Source organism: Hyphomonas sp., from assembly GCF_022844445.1.
Taxonomy (GTDB): domain Bacteria; phylum Pseudomonadota; class Alphaproteobacteria; order Caulobacterales; family Hyphomonadaceae; genus Hyphomonas.
On record NZ_JALHLS010000002.1, the window covers coordinates 54600 to 68290 of the forward strand.

A 13691-nucleotide genomic window follows, 5' to 3' on the forward strand; every position below is an offset into this window, starting at 1 on the left:
CTTGTTTTTGGCTCTTGCAAACCGCGAGCCTTCCGCTTATTCCCACCGCTCTGCCGCGCGCGGCAGCGATAACCACTTCAGGATGCGGGCGTAGCTCAGTGGTAGAGCACAACCTTGCCAAGGTTGGGGTCGAGAGTTCGAATCTCTTCGCCCGCTCCAGAAGAATCTCCAGAAAAACAAGCCAAGGCTCCGGCGCCGCGTTTGCGCGGGGCGTTTTCGTGGATCTTGTGATCACCTTGCCGCGCGCCCGCCTAGGGTGTGCGCAGGACCTCCGCCGGCTTGGGGGCAAGGGCTCCGAGGCCCGCAACGGCGCCGCCAAGCGCTGAGACGGCGATGGCGCCGCCAACGACCAGCCCGGCGGATTGCCAGGGCATTTGCCACTGCGCTTCGAACACAAAGGTCACGATGGGGTAGGAGGCGGCTACACCGATCAGCGTGCCAATGAGGGCTGCGATACCGGCGGCCAGGCCGAATTCGGTGGCGTAGAGGCGAAGGATTTCGCCGCGAGAGGCGCCGAAGACTTTCAGCAAGGCCGCTTCGCGCCGCCGTCTGCGGGCGAGCGCGGCGAACGAGCCCGCCAGCACGAGGAGGCCTGCCAGAGTAACGATGCCGGCCGCCGCATTCACGGCCACAGCGATCTGCCCGAAGAGCCGCGCGGCGGTCTCGAGCGCCGGGCGGGTCTGAAAGACGACGACTTCGCGCAGATCATTGCCCAGCGCCGTGATAATGGCGCTTTCCTGCTCCGGCGTTGCGCGTGCGATGGCGACATAGGCGGGCTTTGCGGCCTCAAGTGTGCCTGGCGAGAAGATGAAGGCGGTGTTGGAGCCGATGCCGAAGGTGCCCCAGTCGACCTTGCGGAGAGAGGAGACCGTGGCCGTCACATCTCGCCCGGCGATGCGGAACCCGACTGTATCGCCCACGCCGATGCCCAGTCCCTTGGCAGCGTCAACCTCGACCGAGGCGAGCAGCGGGCCGGTGTAGCCGGCCGGCCACCAGCTGCCGGCGACAAGCTGCGTCTCCGGCGGGCGTTCGGCGAAATAGGTGAGGCTCGTCTCGCCGCGCACGACCCAGCGTTCGGATTCGGCCACGTCTTCCTCGATCAGTAGCTTGCCCTTCAGCGACGTGACGCGGCCGAGCAGGAAAGGCGCGCGGCGATAGCGGTCGGGATCGGCAATGTCGACGCCGTTGGCCGCCATCACGGCGTCGAAGGCTTCGACCTTGTCGTTCGGAATCTGGGAGAGGACGAGCGAAGGCGCATTGGCAGGTGCGGTTGCCGAAATCTGGCGAATGAGATTTGTCTGTACAGAGACGACCAGCACCAGCAGGACGAGCCCGAGGCCAAGCGATGGGACGATGGCCGGGGCAAGGGAGCCCGGGCCTCCGAGATTTGAAAGCGCGAGGCGCCACATGCCCCGGGCCGGATGGGACGCGGTGCGAGCGAGGCGCTTGACCAGCATGGCGGCGAGCATGAACAGCGCGGCCACGACCAAGGCGCCCGCGAGGATGACCGCAGTCAGCGCCGGCCGGTTGCTGCTGAAAGTGGCGAGTGCCGCGAGGGCTGCGGCAGCTCCCGCGGCCCAGCTACGCTCGAGCCATGGCGCGGCCGTGCGCGTCTCGCCGCCGATGCGCCGGAACAGGGTGGATGGACGGGTGGCCCGCGCCGTGCCGATAGCGGGCAGGGCAAAGACGGCGGCGGCGAGCAGGCCGAGTGCGAGCGCCTTGAGCAGCGGGAGAGGATGCAGCGTGAGTTGCTGCGGAATGGGCAATGCGCTGCCGGCGATCTTGGCGAGGAGGAAGGGCGCCGCCGCGCCGAGCGCTGTTCCGGCCAGCGCGCCCAGTAAAGCCAGCAGGCCGAGCTGCAGCAGATAAGCTGCGCGCAAGGTGGCCGCGTCCGCCCCGAAAACCTTCAGCACTGCGATCGACGGCGTTCTTGATTCCAGAAAGGCGGACGTGGCCTGTGCCACACCAATCCCGCCGGAGATGAGCGCGGCAATCCCGATCACGGCCAGAAAACTGTTCAGGGTCTGCAGCAGGTTCTGCAGGCCGTCGACCGATTCTTCTGGCCCGCGCAGTTCGGTGCCTTCATCCGGGAAGGTGTCCCTGAACCTGTCTTGCGCGGTGCTGAAGGTCTCGCCGGGCTTAAAGACGATGCGCACGCTGGAGCGGAACAGCTGGCCTGGGGTCAGACGTCCGGCTTCTTCCAGAGCGGTGAGCGACACCATCGCTTCCGGGCCAAAGCCGCCGGGCGCGCCGATCCGGTCCGGCACACGGTCCAGCCGTCCAGTGACAACGCCGGATACCGGACCGATCTCCACATCATCACCGATGGCTGCATCAAACCGGTCGAGGAAGGACTGGGAGACGACGACACCCCAACGGCCGTTTCGCGGGGCGAGCGCCGCCTGCAGGTCCGGCTCGCCGCCGGTGACCTTGGCGACGCCGATAAGCGGATACTGCGGATCAACAGCGCGAACGTCGACCTGCGCCCGGAGGTCTTTGGCCGCGCCCATGACGTCCAGCGACGCGGTTTCAGAAACCGTACCGAGTGCTTCGGCAAAGGCTCGTTCCTCCGCAGACGGACGTCTCTGCGCCGTTGTGAACTGTGCGTCGGCGCCGAGAAGGGTGCGCGCTTCGCTGGCGAGGCCGCGCGAGAAGCTTTCCGCAACCGATCCGGCAGCTGCAATTGCCGCTGTGCCCAGCGCGATGCAGGCGAGGTAGATCCAGAAACCCTTTAACCCGCGCGACAGCTCGCTGCGCGCCAGCTTGATCGCGAGGCTGTTCATACGATCTGCCCGTCGCGCATGTGCACGGTGCGTCCCGCGCGGCCGGCAAGATCGTGGTCGTGTGTAACGATGACCAGGGTCGAGCCGCGATCCTTCGCGATCGAGAACAGGAGATCTGCAACAACGCGTCCGCTTTCGGAGTCGAGGTTTCCGGTCGGCTCGTCGGCGAATACCAGCACAGGATCGGAGGCGAGCGCGCGGGCCACCGCCACGCGCTGACGTTCGCCGCCGGAGAGTTGCCCGGGATAGTGTAGCCGCCGCGCGCTGAGGCCGACGGCATCGAGCGCAGCGTTAGCGCGCGCGTCCACCTTGTCGAGCCGCGCGATCTCGAGCGGGGCGCGCACATTGTCGAAGGCCGTCATCGTCTCGAGCAGGTGGAAGGACTGGAACACCATGCTGACACGTCCGCGCCGCAGCCTCGCAAGAGCATCTTCCCCCAGCGTCTCAATCCGCTCGCCAAGGAGCGTGACTTCACCTCTGCTGGCGCGTTCGAGACCGGCAGCGACGGCGATCATCGACGACTTGCCCGAGCCGGACGGGCCCACGATGGCGACGCTCTCGCCGCGCCGGGCCGAGAAGTCTACGCCCTTGAGAACATCCAGCGAGGCCGCGCCATCTTCGCCGGCGGCGGACGGGAAGGTCAGCCAGACACCGGTCATTTTCAGCGCCTCAGTCATGCTTTCATACTCTCTGCTAGGTCCGGCGCACATTGTCAGGCGCGGACCAGGTGTCTATCTCAAAGTATGACTTCGTTTGCAGCCTGCTTACGGCAAGCCCTCGGGCGCAGCCTTTCAATCGCCGGCGCGGGCGTCTGCCTCGCGCTGGCGGCTTGCGGAAGTCCCGAACCGGCGCCTCAGTCCCCGCCGCCGCCGGCTGCCGAAGCACCCCGGGCGCCGGTCGCCGAAAATGCCGCTGACGCCGCCGTCGTCGTCTTCCTCGGTGACAGCCTGACGGCTGGCTACGGCCTCGAACCGGATGACGCGCTGCCGGAACAGGTCGAAGCGGTCTGGCGTGCCCGCGGGATCGATGCGGTGGCAGTCAATGCGGGCGTGTCCGGCGATACGACCGCCAACGGGCTTGCAAGATTCGACTGGAGCGTAACGGCGGCTGAGCCGGACCTGCTCGTCATCGCGCTGGGCGCCAACGACTTCCTGATGGGGGTGCCGCCGGATGTGACGCGCGCGAACCTCTCTGCGATCCTCGAGAAGGCAAAGTCGGCCGGGATCCCGGCGGTGCTCGTCGGTCTCTCGCCGCGCGGCGACATCGCGCGGGGCAGCCGCGACGCGGCGTTCGCGGCGATCTACCCGGAACTCGCGGCGGCGTTCAGTGTGCCTTATTACCCCTCTCTTCTGGAAGCTATCGAAAGCGATCCTTCCATGTTGCAGAGTGACGGGCTTCATCCGACCCGGGACGGCATCGTGGTGATCGCCGAACCGCTGGCGAAATTCCTCGAGCCAGTGATTGCCGGCCTGGAGAAGGGTGCGGAGTGCGCCGATGGCGAAAATTGCAGAATGCCCTGATGCTGATCTCATGCTGCTGAGTCGCGGGTGATTGCCTCGGCGCGGCGCCGGCGCGCTCAGGGCGGCGGCTCCTGAGGCGAGGTCGTGTTGGCTGTATACCCACATGTGTAGGCGCTGAGCGTGACGGGAGCGCTCAGTGTTGCGCCCCCGCTCCGGACCTGTTGGAGGCCGCCGGACTGGCCAGGGCGGTGATAGGATCTGCGAAGCTGCCTGACATCTCGGGAAAATATCTCGTCACGCGCCACCGATGCCGCTCTTGACCAAATGTTACCGGTGTCATTTACTGAAATCAGGGCGCGGGTGATAGCGCGCCGGGAGGCAGGGGCATGGCAAGGCAACGCGGCGGATGGGCACAATTCAGGTGGCTGGTAACCGTCGTGGCCCTGGCGGGCGCGATGGTGGGCCTGCCGGCTAGCGCCCAGGGCCTGCCGCTCGACGGCTTCGAGGACGGCATCCATCACTGGCAGATGAAACGCGGAAAAGAGTATCCCCGCCATGAGCCCGGCGACGTGGCGGCGATTGCAGACAACCTGCTGCTCATGCAGCGCAATCATGGCGGCTGGGTGCAGAACCGCGACCCGCTTCAGGTGCTGTCACCGGAAGACGTGGTCCAGCTCATGGCCGAGAAAGAGGAGGCGGGCGGAAGCTTCGACAACCGGAACGTCTTTACACAGATCGAATACCTTATGGGCGCGTATGCCTTGACGGGCGAGGCACGCCTGCGGGAGGGCGCGGTGCGCGGGCTCGACTACCTGCTGGCTAACCAGATCGAGAGCTGTGGGGGCTGGCCGCACACGGTGCCGCCGCAAACAGAGTATCAGGGGCGTATCACTGTCGCGGACGAGGTGTTTTCCGGTCCGCTTACGTTGCTTAGCCGAATTTCTGAGGCGAAAGCCCCTTTCGACCGGCTTGATGAAGCGACGCAGGCGAGGGCGGCCGATGCGCTGGGGCGCGGCACAGAATGTCTGCTGCGCCTGCAGGTGCGTCAGGGCGATACGCTGACGGGATGGGCAGGGCAGTATGACCCGGTCACGCTGGCGCCGATGGGGGGGCGCAGCTTTGAACTGCCCGGGATCGTCTCGCAGGAGACGGTCGCCATCGTCAAATACCTCATGTCGATCAAGGATCCGTCACCGGAGGTCATCGCAAGCGTGAAAGGTGCCGCCACCTGGCTCATCGCCGTGCAGATTGACGGCATGCGTCTCGAAACAGTCGAACTTGATGCGGAAGCTCCATATGACTTCCACAATACGAAGACAGACCGGCGCTTGACGCCGGATCCCGGCGCGCCGCCGCTCTGGGCGCGGTTCTATGATCTTGCCGACAATTCGGTCGTCCTCGCCAACCGGGACGGTGTCCGGGTGGAGCGGTATGACCAGATCCATCCCGAGCGACGCACAGGCTATAGCTGGTATGGCGTTTGGCCAGCCAAACTGCTCGCGCGCGACTATCCGAAATGGCATTGCCGGGTTTTGGGCGATCGACCAGACGGCGGGTCATGCCCCTGAACCGGCGGGACTTTCTGACCGCTACCGCCGCGCTCGCCTTTGCGGCAGGCGCAAGTGCAGGGGCGGACGAGAGCGATCCTGCCGTGATGACATCCCACGGCCCGGTCCGAGGACTGCGGGAGGCTGGTGTCAGCGTGTTCAAGGGTATCCGCTACGGCGCCGATACGCGCCGCACCCGGTTTGCCCCCCCGTCGCCGCCAGATCCGTGGACGGATATCTTGCCGGCAGTCGCATACGGTGCCTCTGCGCCCCAGCGCGGCGGCGAACCGTATCAATCCGAGGACTGCCTTTTCCTGAACGTCTGGACACCGCAACCTGGAGATGGCGGGGCGCGGCCGGTCATGGTGTACATTCATGGCGGGGCTTACAGTTCCGGCTCCGGCTCTGAAGCTCTCTATGATGGCGCACGCCTTGCGGCGGCGGGCGATGTGGTTGTCATCACCCTCAATCACCGCCTCAACGCTTTCGGGTACCTCTATCTGGAGCCCGTCCTGCCGGGGCGGTTCCCGGATTCCGGAAATGCCGGGCAATGGGACCTGGTGCTCGCGCTGAACTGGGTTCGCAACAATGCGGTTGCTTTCGGCGGCGACCCGTCCCGCATCATGGTATTCGGCCAGTCCGGCGGCGGCGCGAAGATCGCGACACTGATGGCCTCGCCTGCAGCGGAGGGACTGTTTCATTCGGTCGCCACAATGAGCGGCCAGCAGGTGACAGCCTCTGGCCCGCTCAATGCCGCGCGGCGTACGCGGGCCTTTCTCGCCGCCCTTAAGATTGACCCTGCCGATGCCTCGCGGATCGCCTCGGTTCCGGCAGAGAAAATCGTGGACGCGCTTGCTGCTCGTGATCCGCTGGACGAGGCACAGGGGATCTACTTCGGTCCGGTTCTGGATGAACGGATGCTGACCCGGCATCCGTTCTGGCCAGATGCGCCGCCGCAATCAGCGCATATCCCCATGATCCTTGGCAATACGCTGAATGAGACGCGGACGCTGATCGGGCGCCGTGAGCCGGAGCTGTTTGACCTCGGCTGGGAGGCTTTGCCCGAGGCGCTGGTTCGGCACATGCGCAGCGATATCGATCCGGGTACGGTAGTCGCCGCATACCGCGCGGCTTATCCTGATCAATCCCCTGGCGACATCTTCTTTGCTGCGACCACGGCGGGGCGCTCCTGGCGCGGACAGGTCGAGGAGGCGGACGCCCGCGCGCGGCAGGGGTCGCCGACCTGGGTGTACCGCTTTGATCTGCCCTGGCTGGCGGATAGGGGCAAGTGGGGCGCTCCGCATACGGCCGATATCGGGTATGCCTTCGGCAATCTGGACCGGGCAGGCGCGATGCCGGGTGAGGCCGCCGCCGCGCGCCGGATCAGCGACGAGCTGAGCAGCGCGCTCGTCGCGCTGGCACGGACCGGCTCGCCTGAACATGCGGGCCTTAAGGCCTGGCCGCGATACAGGATACCCGCGCGCGAAACGATGATCTTCGGAGCAAGGACCGGAGTGGCGCGCGATCCCCGCAGCATGGAGCGCGAGTTGTTTTCCAAGGTGCCCTTCATCCAGTGGGGCAGCTGACCTGCGCAAAGGAGACAGGCGATGAAGATGATGGCATGGATGGCAGCGGCCACATTGGCGGGGTGCGCGGTGACGGGCGCGTCAGATGTTCGAATCACGGATCTCGAGCCCGGCGATGTGCCTGAAAAGGTGCGCGCTCTGGCTGAGGGCGCCGCTCAAGGCTTCCGGATTTCCGGCGCGCAGAAGAAGGAGCGGGGCGGGCGGACCTATTTTGATGTGGAAGGAAACTTGCCGGATGGCAGTGAGCTGGAGTTTGATATTCTTCTGACTTCTGCAGGTCCCGAGATTGTGGAGACCCAACGCGACATCGCCTGGGCCGACGCACCTGTCGCGGTCCGGACAGCGGCGCCAGAAGTTTCACCGGCGCGCGTCATAGAAAGTACGCAGGCGGACGGCACAGTCATCTACGAGCTGTTTGCGCCTGGCATGCCTTCGGATCCTGCGATCGAAGTTGCGCTTGATAGGCAAGGAGTTGCCCGCGTGCTTCAAGAGCGCTGGCCGCACTAAAGCGCGCGGTACGTCACCTTCCGGACGAGTGCGGCGCCGCCGCCTGCAGCATATAGTGCCGGGCGAAGACTGAGAAAATCTCCGTCGGTATTGTGGTGATATCCGGACACTTCCATCTGAACGCCGTACTTCTCCCATGTCGAACCATCCCGGCTTGTGTGGATCGTGACGATGTGACGGTCGTTCCGGATGCGTATGAACAGGCGATTTCCCAAGTCCTCAAACGCGCGGCCGCGGCGCTGGCGGCCATAGCGATGCATGACGAGCCCGTTTGCGTCAAAGCCGAGGCCTGCATAGAGGCGCTTCGAATAGAAAAGCAAAAGTCCGGCTTCTGTGCGCTCGCCAAGTTCAATGTCGGCTTCCACTTCATAGGCAAGATCCCCGCAGACAAAGCAGAGCGGCGAAGCGTCGCCTGGGCTCGTCCCTTTGGCCGTGAGCGATAGCCCTTCCGGCTGCAGATTAAATCGCTCACTTTCATCCGGCGCCGGGTTGTAGAAGGCCCAGAGTGTCCCGAGGCGATTGGACGAAAAATCATCGGACAGGGGCTGCGCGTGCGGATGGCCGGAAGACGCGACGGGTTTGCGCAACGGCACCGAGAGATCTCCCCCCTTGGCAAGCGGCCAGCCGTCTTCCGTCCATTCTACAGGGTCAAGCAGCATCTGGCGGCCCAGGGTCCAGAAGTCGTTCTCGTAGCCGTGATAGGCCATCCACCAACCACCGTCCGGTGCCTCGACCAGCGTTGCATGGCCCCGCGACCACCACTTTTCGCTGGCCGACCAGGTGCGGACGATGGGGTTGAACGGACAGTCTTCCCACGGACCATGTATCGACCGCGATCTGGCGACGATCACCATATGTCCCGTCGGCGGGCCTGCTGTGCCGCCAACAGCAGTAATGAGATAGAACCAGTCCCCGCGCCGCGTGATCTTCGGGCCCTCAGGCGCAAAGGCCTCGACGGTCCATGTGTCGGGGTATCGCCAGGGATCATAGACATGCTCGACCTCTCCGGCGGTCGAAAGGCCATCATCGGTGAGGCGAACGCGGTCTCCGCCGGAAAGGAAGAGATAGCGCTTTCCGTCTTCGCCGACTGCGTGCCCGGGGTCGATGTGCCTGGGTAGCTTGAGATCGACAGGTTCACTCCAGGGGCCTTCGATGTGGTCGGCCCAGATGACATAGTTCGAGCGATAATCCGGAAAGCGGGCAGGGATGTAGAGGTAGTATCGGCCCTCATGCTTGCAGAGCTCGGGCGCCCAGACGGAGCCGATAGGAGTCTTGAGTGCGGCGGTGACGGGTGACCAGTTCACGAGATCCGTTGATTTCCAGATGACCAGACCTGGATAGGCGTCGAACGTCGAGAACGTCATGTAGTAGGTATCACCGTCGCGGAGCACAGTCGGGTCCGGCCGGTCGCCTGAAAAGACGGGGTTGAGGAAAGTACCGTTTCCGAGATCAGCGCGGCGCTGGCCCTCAAAGCCGCGCGGCCAGTCGAGATGCGACCAGTCGGCACCGGACGGCGATATCAATCCTTCTTCGGGCCAGAGCGCCGTTCTTGTGGCCGCTTCCAGACGGCTGGCACAGGCCGTCAGAGGCAGGGCGGCGAGGCCAGAGAGGGCCATGCGTCGGGTCAGCTTCATTGACGGCTCCATTTCAATCGGTATGCGGACAAAAAAGCCGCCGGATCGGGGGGCGATCCGGCGGCTAGGGATGGCGCGAGTAAACCGGCGGAGAGAGGGGCTCCACCGGTGCCGCCTCAGCCTTTAGTAGCGGTACCGGACGCCGACGACAAATTCACGGCCGGTATGCTCATAGTTGAGGCTGTTCTGACGTTGGCTGCTGATCCAGCGCTCGTCATAGACATCCGTCAGATTGATCGCCTCGAAGGTCAATTCAATCTTGTCCGTCAGTTCATAGGAAGCAGACATGTCCAGGTTCAGCGTCGCCGCCTTGCCTTCGACATCGTTTCCGCTCGCCGCCGGAACGAGCGTAAGGTACTCATCACGCCAGCTGCTCGAGATGCGCGCTTCAAACGGGCCGCGCTCGTAGTAGAGCGTGGCCGACATGGAAGACGGAGACTGGCCAATGAGCGACTCGGTCACCGTGGCGCCGGTCGTCGGGTTGATGATGTAGTCGAACTCGGAGTCAATCTTAGTATAGTTCACCAGACCGCCGAAGCCGTGAAGCTGCTCAGGAATGAAGTCAAAGTTGAACGGCGTTTGAAGCGTGACTTCGAAGCCGTTCAGCACGCCGCCGGGCGTGTTGACGAAGTTGGTCACGACGAACGGGTCGGCCGGTGTTACGCCCGGACCGAGCAGTGAGTTCGGGAAGCCCGTCTCCGAGTAGGGGATCGTGCGAACCAGGCGCTGAGTGAAGCTCTCGATGTTTTTGCGGAACAGGGCAACCGAGAACAGGGCCTCGTCATAGGGATACCATTCGAGCGAAAGATCCACGTTGTTGGACTGGATCGGTTCGAGATAGGGGTTGCCCGAGGTGAGCGAGAAGCCGGGCGGGCTGGTGTCGATCGAGCCGCCCGGTGTCAGCGAGGCAAGGCCTGGGCGGGCAATCGTCTTGGCCGCCGCAATCCGCAGGACGACGTCGGCCGATGGTTCGATCACGACATTGAGGGCCGGCAGCGTGTTATCGTACTTGAAGTTGGCTTCGACAGGGGCGCCGCTGAGAATACCCACGGACGTCAGGTCGGTTTCGACATAGCGGACACCGACGTTGCCGCGTACCGGGATATAGCCGAGGTCGGCGTTCCAATCGAGCTGCACGTAGCCGCCGGTCGACTTCTCGACGGCGCTCCGGGTTTCGCCATCGAACCGGGTCAGGCGGAAATCGCCGAAAGAGTTCACGCAATTGCAATCGAAATCCATGATGGCATTGAGCGCGTTGAGGTCCGGGATCACCCAGGTTGCTGGCGTGCCAGCCGGCAGGTCCATGCCGCTACCGAAGTTCGACACGAGTGTTGTGTACGCCGACTGCGGAATGCCTTGGGCCGCAAGGGCGGCGGTGGTGGTCGCGCTGACCGCCTCATTTGTGCGCCACTCCCGGACGTCGAAGCCGAACTCCTTATAGGAAGCGCCGCCGCTGAGCGTGAAGATGTCGTTCACGTCCCAGGCCAGGTCGAGGCGGGCGGTATCATAGGAGTTGACGGTCTTGTTCGGGCGTTGACGGATGATGGAAGCGTCGCCCAGTGCGGTGCTGGACGAAAACACATAGTTCGCTGGGTTCGTCACGTCGAAGGCATAGTTGAACGCCGGCAGGTTCGGATCAGAATAGTCGTAAGAATATCCGTCCACATCATAACGCTCGAGCGAAATCGTGGTCTGCTGAGGGTTGGTGCCGATGGCGCGCGAGGCGCCGGCCAGACCCGAGATCCGGACTGTATCTGTCAAATCGGATTCGAAGCTCAGCGAGTTCTGGAAGAACTCGGTTTCAAGAACGTCGATGCGCTGCTCGGTCCGGATATCGACATCATTGAATGTGCCCTGAACCAGCGTCGCATTGTCGTCGACACGACCCGAGACAAGGTCGACCGTCCGAAGGCCCTGGACACCCGTTTCCCGGGCGAAAGAAATGACTTCGAGAAATTCTTCGTTCCGCGTCTGGTCGAGTTGGGCGTAGAGCGAGTCGAAGGTAATTTCGGTGCCTTCCCACGGTTCGACCTGGAATGCTCCCGTGAGTCCAAGGCGTTCACGATCATAGCCGATGCGGCCATAGCGGGGGATGCGAGGATGTGCGCCGCGTGCTGCCGCTGCGGCTGCTGCCGGCCCGGTCAGGACCGCGCCGCTGGCATCCGTTACGGTGCCAACAGACTGATAGCAACGCGTCGTGTTGACAAAGCCGGGGCCGGCGCAGCCATCGTCGGCCGGCACGCGGAAGCGGCCCGAGCTTGAGCCTTCTTCGAACGTATTGCGCGTCGAATAGGCGACCGATACCAGCGCGCCTACGCGGTCATCGAACCAGCGGTCCGAAATCAGCGCGGTGAACCGGGGATCTGTCTTTTCCGACAAGTCATTGTAGGAGGCCTGCGCGCCGGTTGCGAAGGTGAAGCCATCATAGTCGAACGGCTTGGCGGAACGCAGCTGGACGGTTGCGCCGAGCGAGCCTTCGTCGACTTCTGCTTCCTGCGATTTTGCGATCTTTACGCTGGTGAACAGGTCCGCCGCGAAGACGTTGAAGTCGAACTGCCGGTTGCGGTTGGCGCGGCCATCACGGCCACCCGTGGTGGCCAGAGCTTCCATGCCGTTGATCTGGACGCGGACGAAGTCCGAGGAGAGGCCGCGCACGTTGATCGAGCGGCCTTCGCCGCCGTCACGGTCAATCTGGACACCGGGAACGCGTTGCAGAGCTTCGGCGAGATTGAGGTCAGGGAAGTCGGCAATGTCTTCGGCGCTGATCGCGTCGACGATCCCGGTTTCGTTGCGCTTGACGGCGATGGCTTGTTGCAAGCTCTGGCGAAAGCCGGTCACGACGACCGTTTCCTGGCGGGCTTCGCTGTCTTCAGGAGTCTCTTGCTCCTGAGCGTTGGCGCCGCCTGCAAGCAGGCCGACAGCGGCCGCTCCCATGAGCAGCCGGAAGTTGAAACTGGTGTCCCTGAAACGCATCTTTGCTCTCCTCCCAGGATTGAGCGTTGTCATCTTGGCGGCCGCCTGCAAGGGAGGCCGCTCTTTATGTCACCGGTAGCATAATTAAACATGCTACCGGTATCAATTAATTTTCTTTCGATCCTGTCATCTTCTGGTTCCATTCCCGAAAGGTGTTGCAGAAAGGTCGCCCGGCTCAAGCCGGACGTTTGTGGGCAGTGTTGGTTTGCTGTGCCATCGCGGGGGCGGCGGTGCAGGTGATGGGATCCATTCCGGCCATCTCGATGCGCGCCGTCTGACCAGCGCGAAGGGGATGGACGCCGGTTACAGCGCCCGTGGTGATCTGCATGCCGCGGCGAAGCGGGTGGCCCTGGCGCGCGCAGATCTCGAGCACCGCACGGAAAGATTCCAGCGGCCCGCCGGGAATGGCAGAGGCATCTGCCGCGCCGGCTTCAACACCGTCGATCAACGTTCGCAACCGCCAGCTTGAAGGGTTTGCAGTGCGCCAGGACGGGATCTCGCCGCCGAGGATCAGTCCGTTGTTGTTGCCAAAGTCCGAAATGGTCACCAACGGCCCATGGTCGTTGATTTGGGCGAAGGGGCTGGAGGCAATTTCGGCGCCAAGCCTTGCATTTGCTGCTATTTCAGATGCCTCCGCGAGGCTCCAGGTCGTTTTGCCGGCCGGCGCATCCTCGCCGACTTCTATAACTATTTCGCCCTCAATCGCGCCAAATCCGCCGCTGAACAGGAAGACGTTTCCGGCCGGCTCGGCGGTACGTGTCAGTTGCCGGGAGAAGATCGGGCCTGCGAGCCTGTCGGTGCCATAGGTGGCATCGAAGGGGGCATTGATCCGTCCGACCTTCCAGCCGGCCAAGCGGTCCGGCCAGATGCTGATGGCCTGCGTCTGGATAAGGTAAGCCTCGGCCAGGGACGCGGGTAGCGCGCCGGGATAATCCGACAGCGGACGGCCCGCGAGACGCGCTTCGACAAAGGCAGCGGCCCGCACATCGATGGCGGGGTTGCCCGGGCGTCCCGTGAGGTGTGTACTTGCCATTCCGTTTCGTCCCTGGTGGCGGGGAGCCCTCTGTTCGGGGGCCGCCTGCCGCGTTGTTTTTATGCCTAGCCTGTTGCTGGACAGCCTTGGAAACCGGTGTCATAGTCTTCCGAAACGAGGATGTGTCAATCAATTTCTCGATTGGCCCGTCCAGAAAAATCACTCAAA

9 protein-coding genes and 1 tRNA gene are annotated in these 13691 nt (G+C 63.9%); 5 read left to right on the forward strand and 5 right to left on the reverse strand.

Annotated features, from left to right (window positions below; translation table 11 throughout):
• Positions 1-84: 84 nt before the first annotated feature.
• Positions 85-159 (forward strand) — tRNA-Gly (locus tag Q0C17_RS03345).
• Between the two features lie 92 nt (positions 160-251).
• On the opposite strand, the gene Q0C17_RS03350 is transcribed toward Q0C17_RS03345, so the two are convergent.
• The gene (locus Q0C17_RS03350) at positions 252-2783 is read right to left on the reverse strand and encodes an FtsX-like permease family protein (protein ID WP_291201300.1); all 2532 of its coding nucleotides are present in this window, start codon (positions 2781-2783) and stop codon (positions 252-254) included.
• Complete coding sequence (locus Q0C17_RS03355) at positions 2780-3460, reverse strand: ABC transporter ATP-binding protein (protein WP_291201303.1); 681 nt, start codon at positions 3458-3460, stop codon at positions 2780-2782. The genes Q0C17_RS03350 and Q0C17_RS03355 overlap by 4 nt, the downstream gene beginning before the upstream one ends.
• Positions 3461-3526: 66 nt before the next feature.
• On the opposite strand from Q0C17_RS03355, the gene Q0C17_RS03360 reads away from it, so the two are divergent.
• From Q0C17_RS03360 to Q0C17_RS03375, 4 genes are all read left to right on the forward strand, one after another.
• On the forward strand, positions 3527-4303 hold the full coding sequence (locus Q0C17_RS03360) for an arylesterase (RefSeq protein ID WP_291201306.1): 777 nt from the start codon (positions 3527-3529) through the stop codon (positions 4301-4303).
• A gap of 326 nt (positions 4304-4629) precedes the next feature.
• A complete protein-coding gene (gene pelA, locus Q0C17_RS03365; protein ID WP_291201308.1) occupies positions 4630-5811 on the forward strand; it encodes a pectate lyase in 1182 nt (393 codons plus the stop codon).
• A complete protein-coding gene (locus Q0C17_RS03370; protein ID WP_291201310.1) occupies positions 5802-7376 on the forward strand; it encodes a carboxylesterase family protein in 1575 nt (524 codons plus the stop codon). Before pelA ends, Q0C17_RS03370 begins: the two co-directional genes overlap by 10 nt.
• A 21-nt stretch (positions 7377-7397) precedes the next feature.
• Positions 7398-7883: a hypothetical protein gene (locus Q0C17_RS03375; RefSeq protein ID WP_291201312.1), complete on the forward strand. Its 486-nt coding sequence runs from the start codon at positions 7398-7400 to the stop codon at positions 7881-7883.
• Here Q0C17_RS03375 and Q0C17_RS03380 read toward each other — a convergent pair.
• The 3 genes from Q0C17_RS03380 to Q0C17_RS03390 form a co-directional block, all read right to left on the reverse strand.
• Entirely contained in the window at positions 7880-9517 is a 1638-nt protein-coding gene (locus Q0C17_RS03380; protein ID WP_291201314.1) for a family 43 glycosylhydrolase, read from the reverse strand. The genes Q0C17_RS03375 and Q0C17_RS03380 overlap by 4 nt on opposite strands.
• A 123-nt stretch (positions 9518-9640) precedes the next feature.
• Positions 9641-12490: a TonB-dependent receptor gene (locus tag Q0C17_RS03385; RefSeq protein ID WP_291201317.1), complete on the reverse strand. Its 2850-nt coding sequence runs from the start codon at positions 12488-12490 to the stop codon at positions 9641-9643.
• Positions 12491-12665: 175 nt separating this feature from the next.
• Complete coding sequence (locus Q0C17_RS03390) at positions 12666-13523, reverse strand: hypothetical protein (RefSeq protein WP_291201320.1); 858 nt, start codon at positions 13521-13523, stop codon at positions 12666-12668.
• Between the last annotated feature and the right edge of the window lie 168 nt (positions 13524-13691).

Coding starts and splice junctions, on each gene's coding strand:
- Q0C17_RS03350 (WP_291201300.1), bottom strand. CDS start 2,783: ATGAACAGCCTCGCGATCAAGCTGGCGCGCAGCGAGCTGTCGCGCGGG.
- Q0C17_RS03390 (WP_291201320.1), bottom strand. CDS start 13,523: ATGGCAAGTACACACCTCACGGGACGCCCGGGCAACCCCGCCATCGAT.
- Q0C17_RS03385 (WP_291201317.1), bottom strand. CDS start 12,490: ATGCGTTTCAGGGACACCAGTTTCAACTTCCGGCTGCTCATGGGAGCG.
- pelA (WP_291201308.1), top strand. CDS start 4,630: ATGGCAAGGCAACGCGGCGGATGGGCACAATTCAGGTGGCTGGTAACC.
- Q0C17_RS03355 (WP_291201303.1), bottom strand. CDS start 3,460: ATGACTGAGGCGCTGAAAATGACCGGTGTCTGGCTGACCTTCCCGTCC.
- Q0C17_RS03375 (WP_291201312.1), top strand. CDS start 7,398: ATGAAGATGATGGCATGGATGGCAGCGGCCACATTGGCGGGGTGCGCG.
- Q0C17_RS03370 (WP_291201310.1), top strand. CDS start 5,802: ATGCCCCTGAACCGGCGGGACTTTCTGACCGCTACCGCCGCGCTCGCC.
- Q0C17_RS03360 (WP_291201306.1), top strand. CDS start 3,527: ATGACTTCGTTTGCAGCCTGCTTACGGCAAGCCCTCGGGCGCAGCCTT.
- Q0C17_RS03380 (WP_291201314.1), bottom strand. CDS start 9,517: ATGAAGCTGACCCGACGCATGGCCCTCTCTGGCCTCGCCGCCCTGCCT.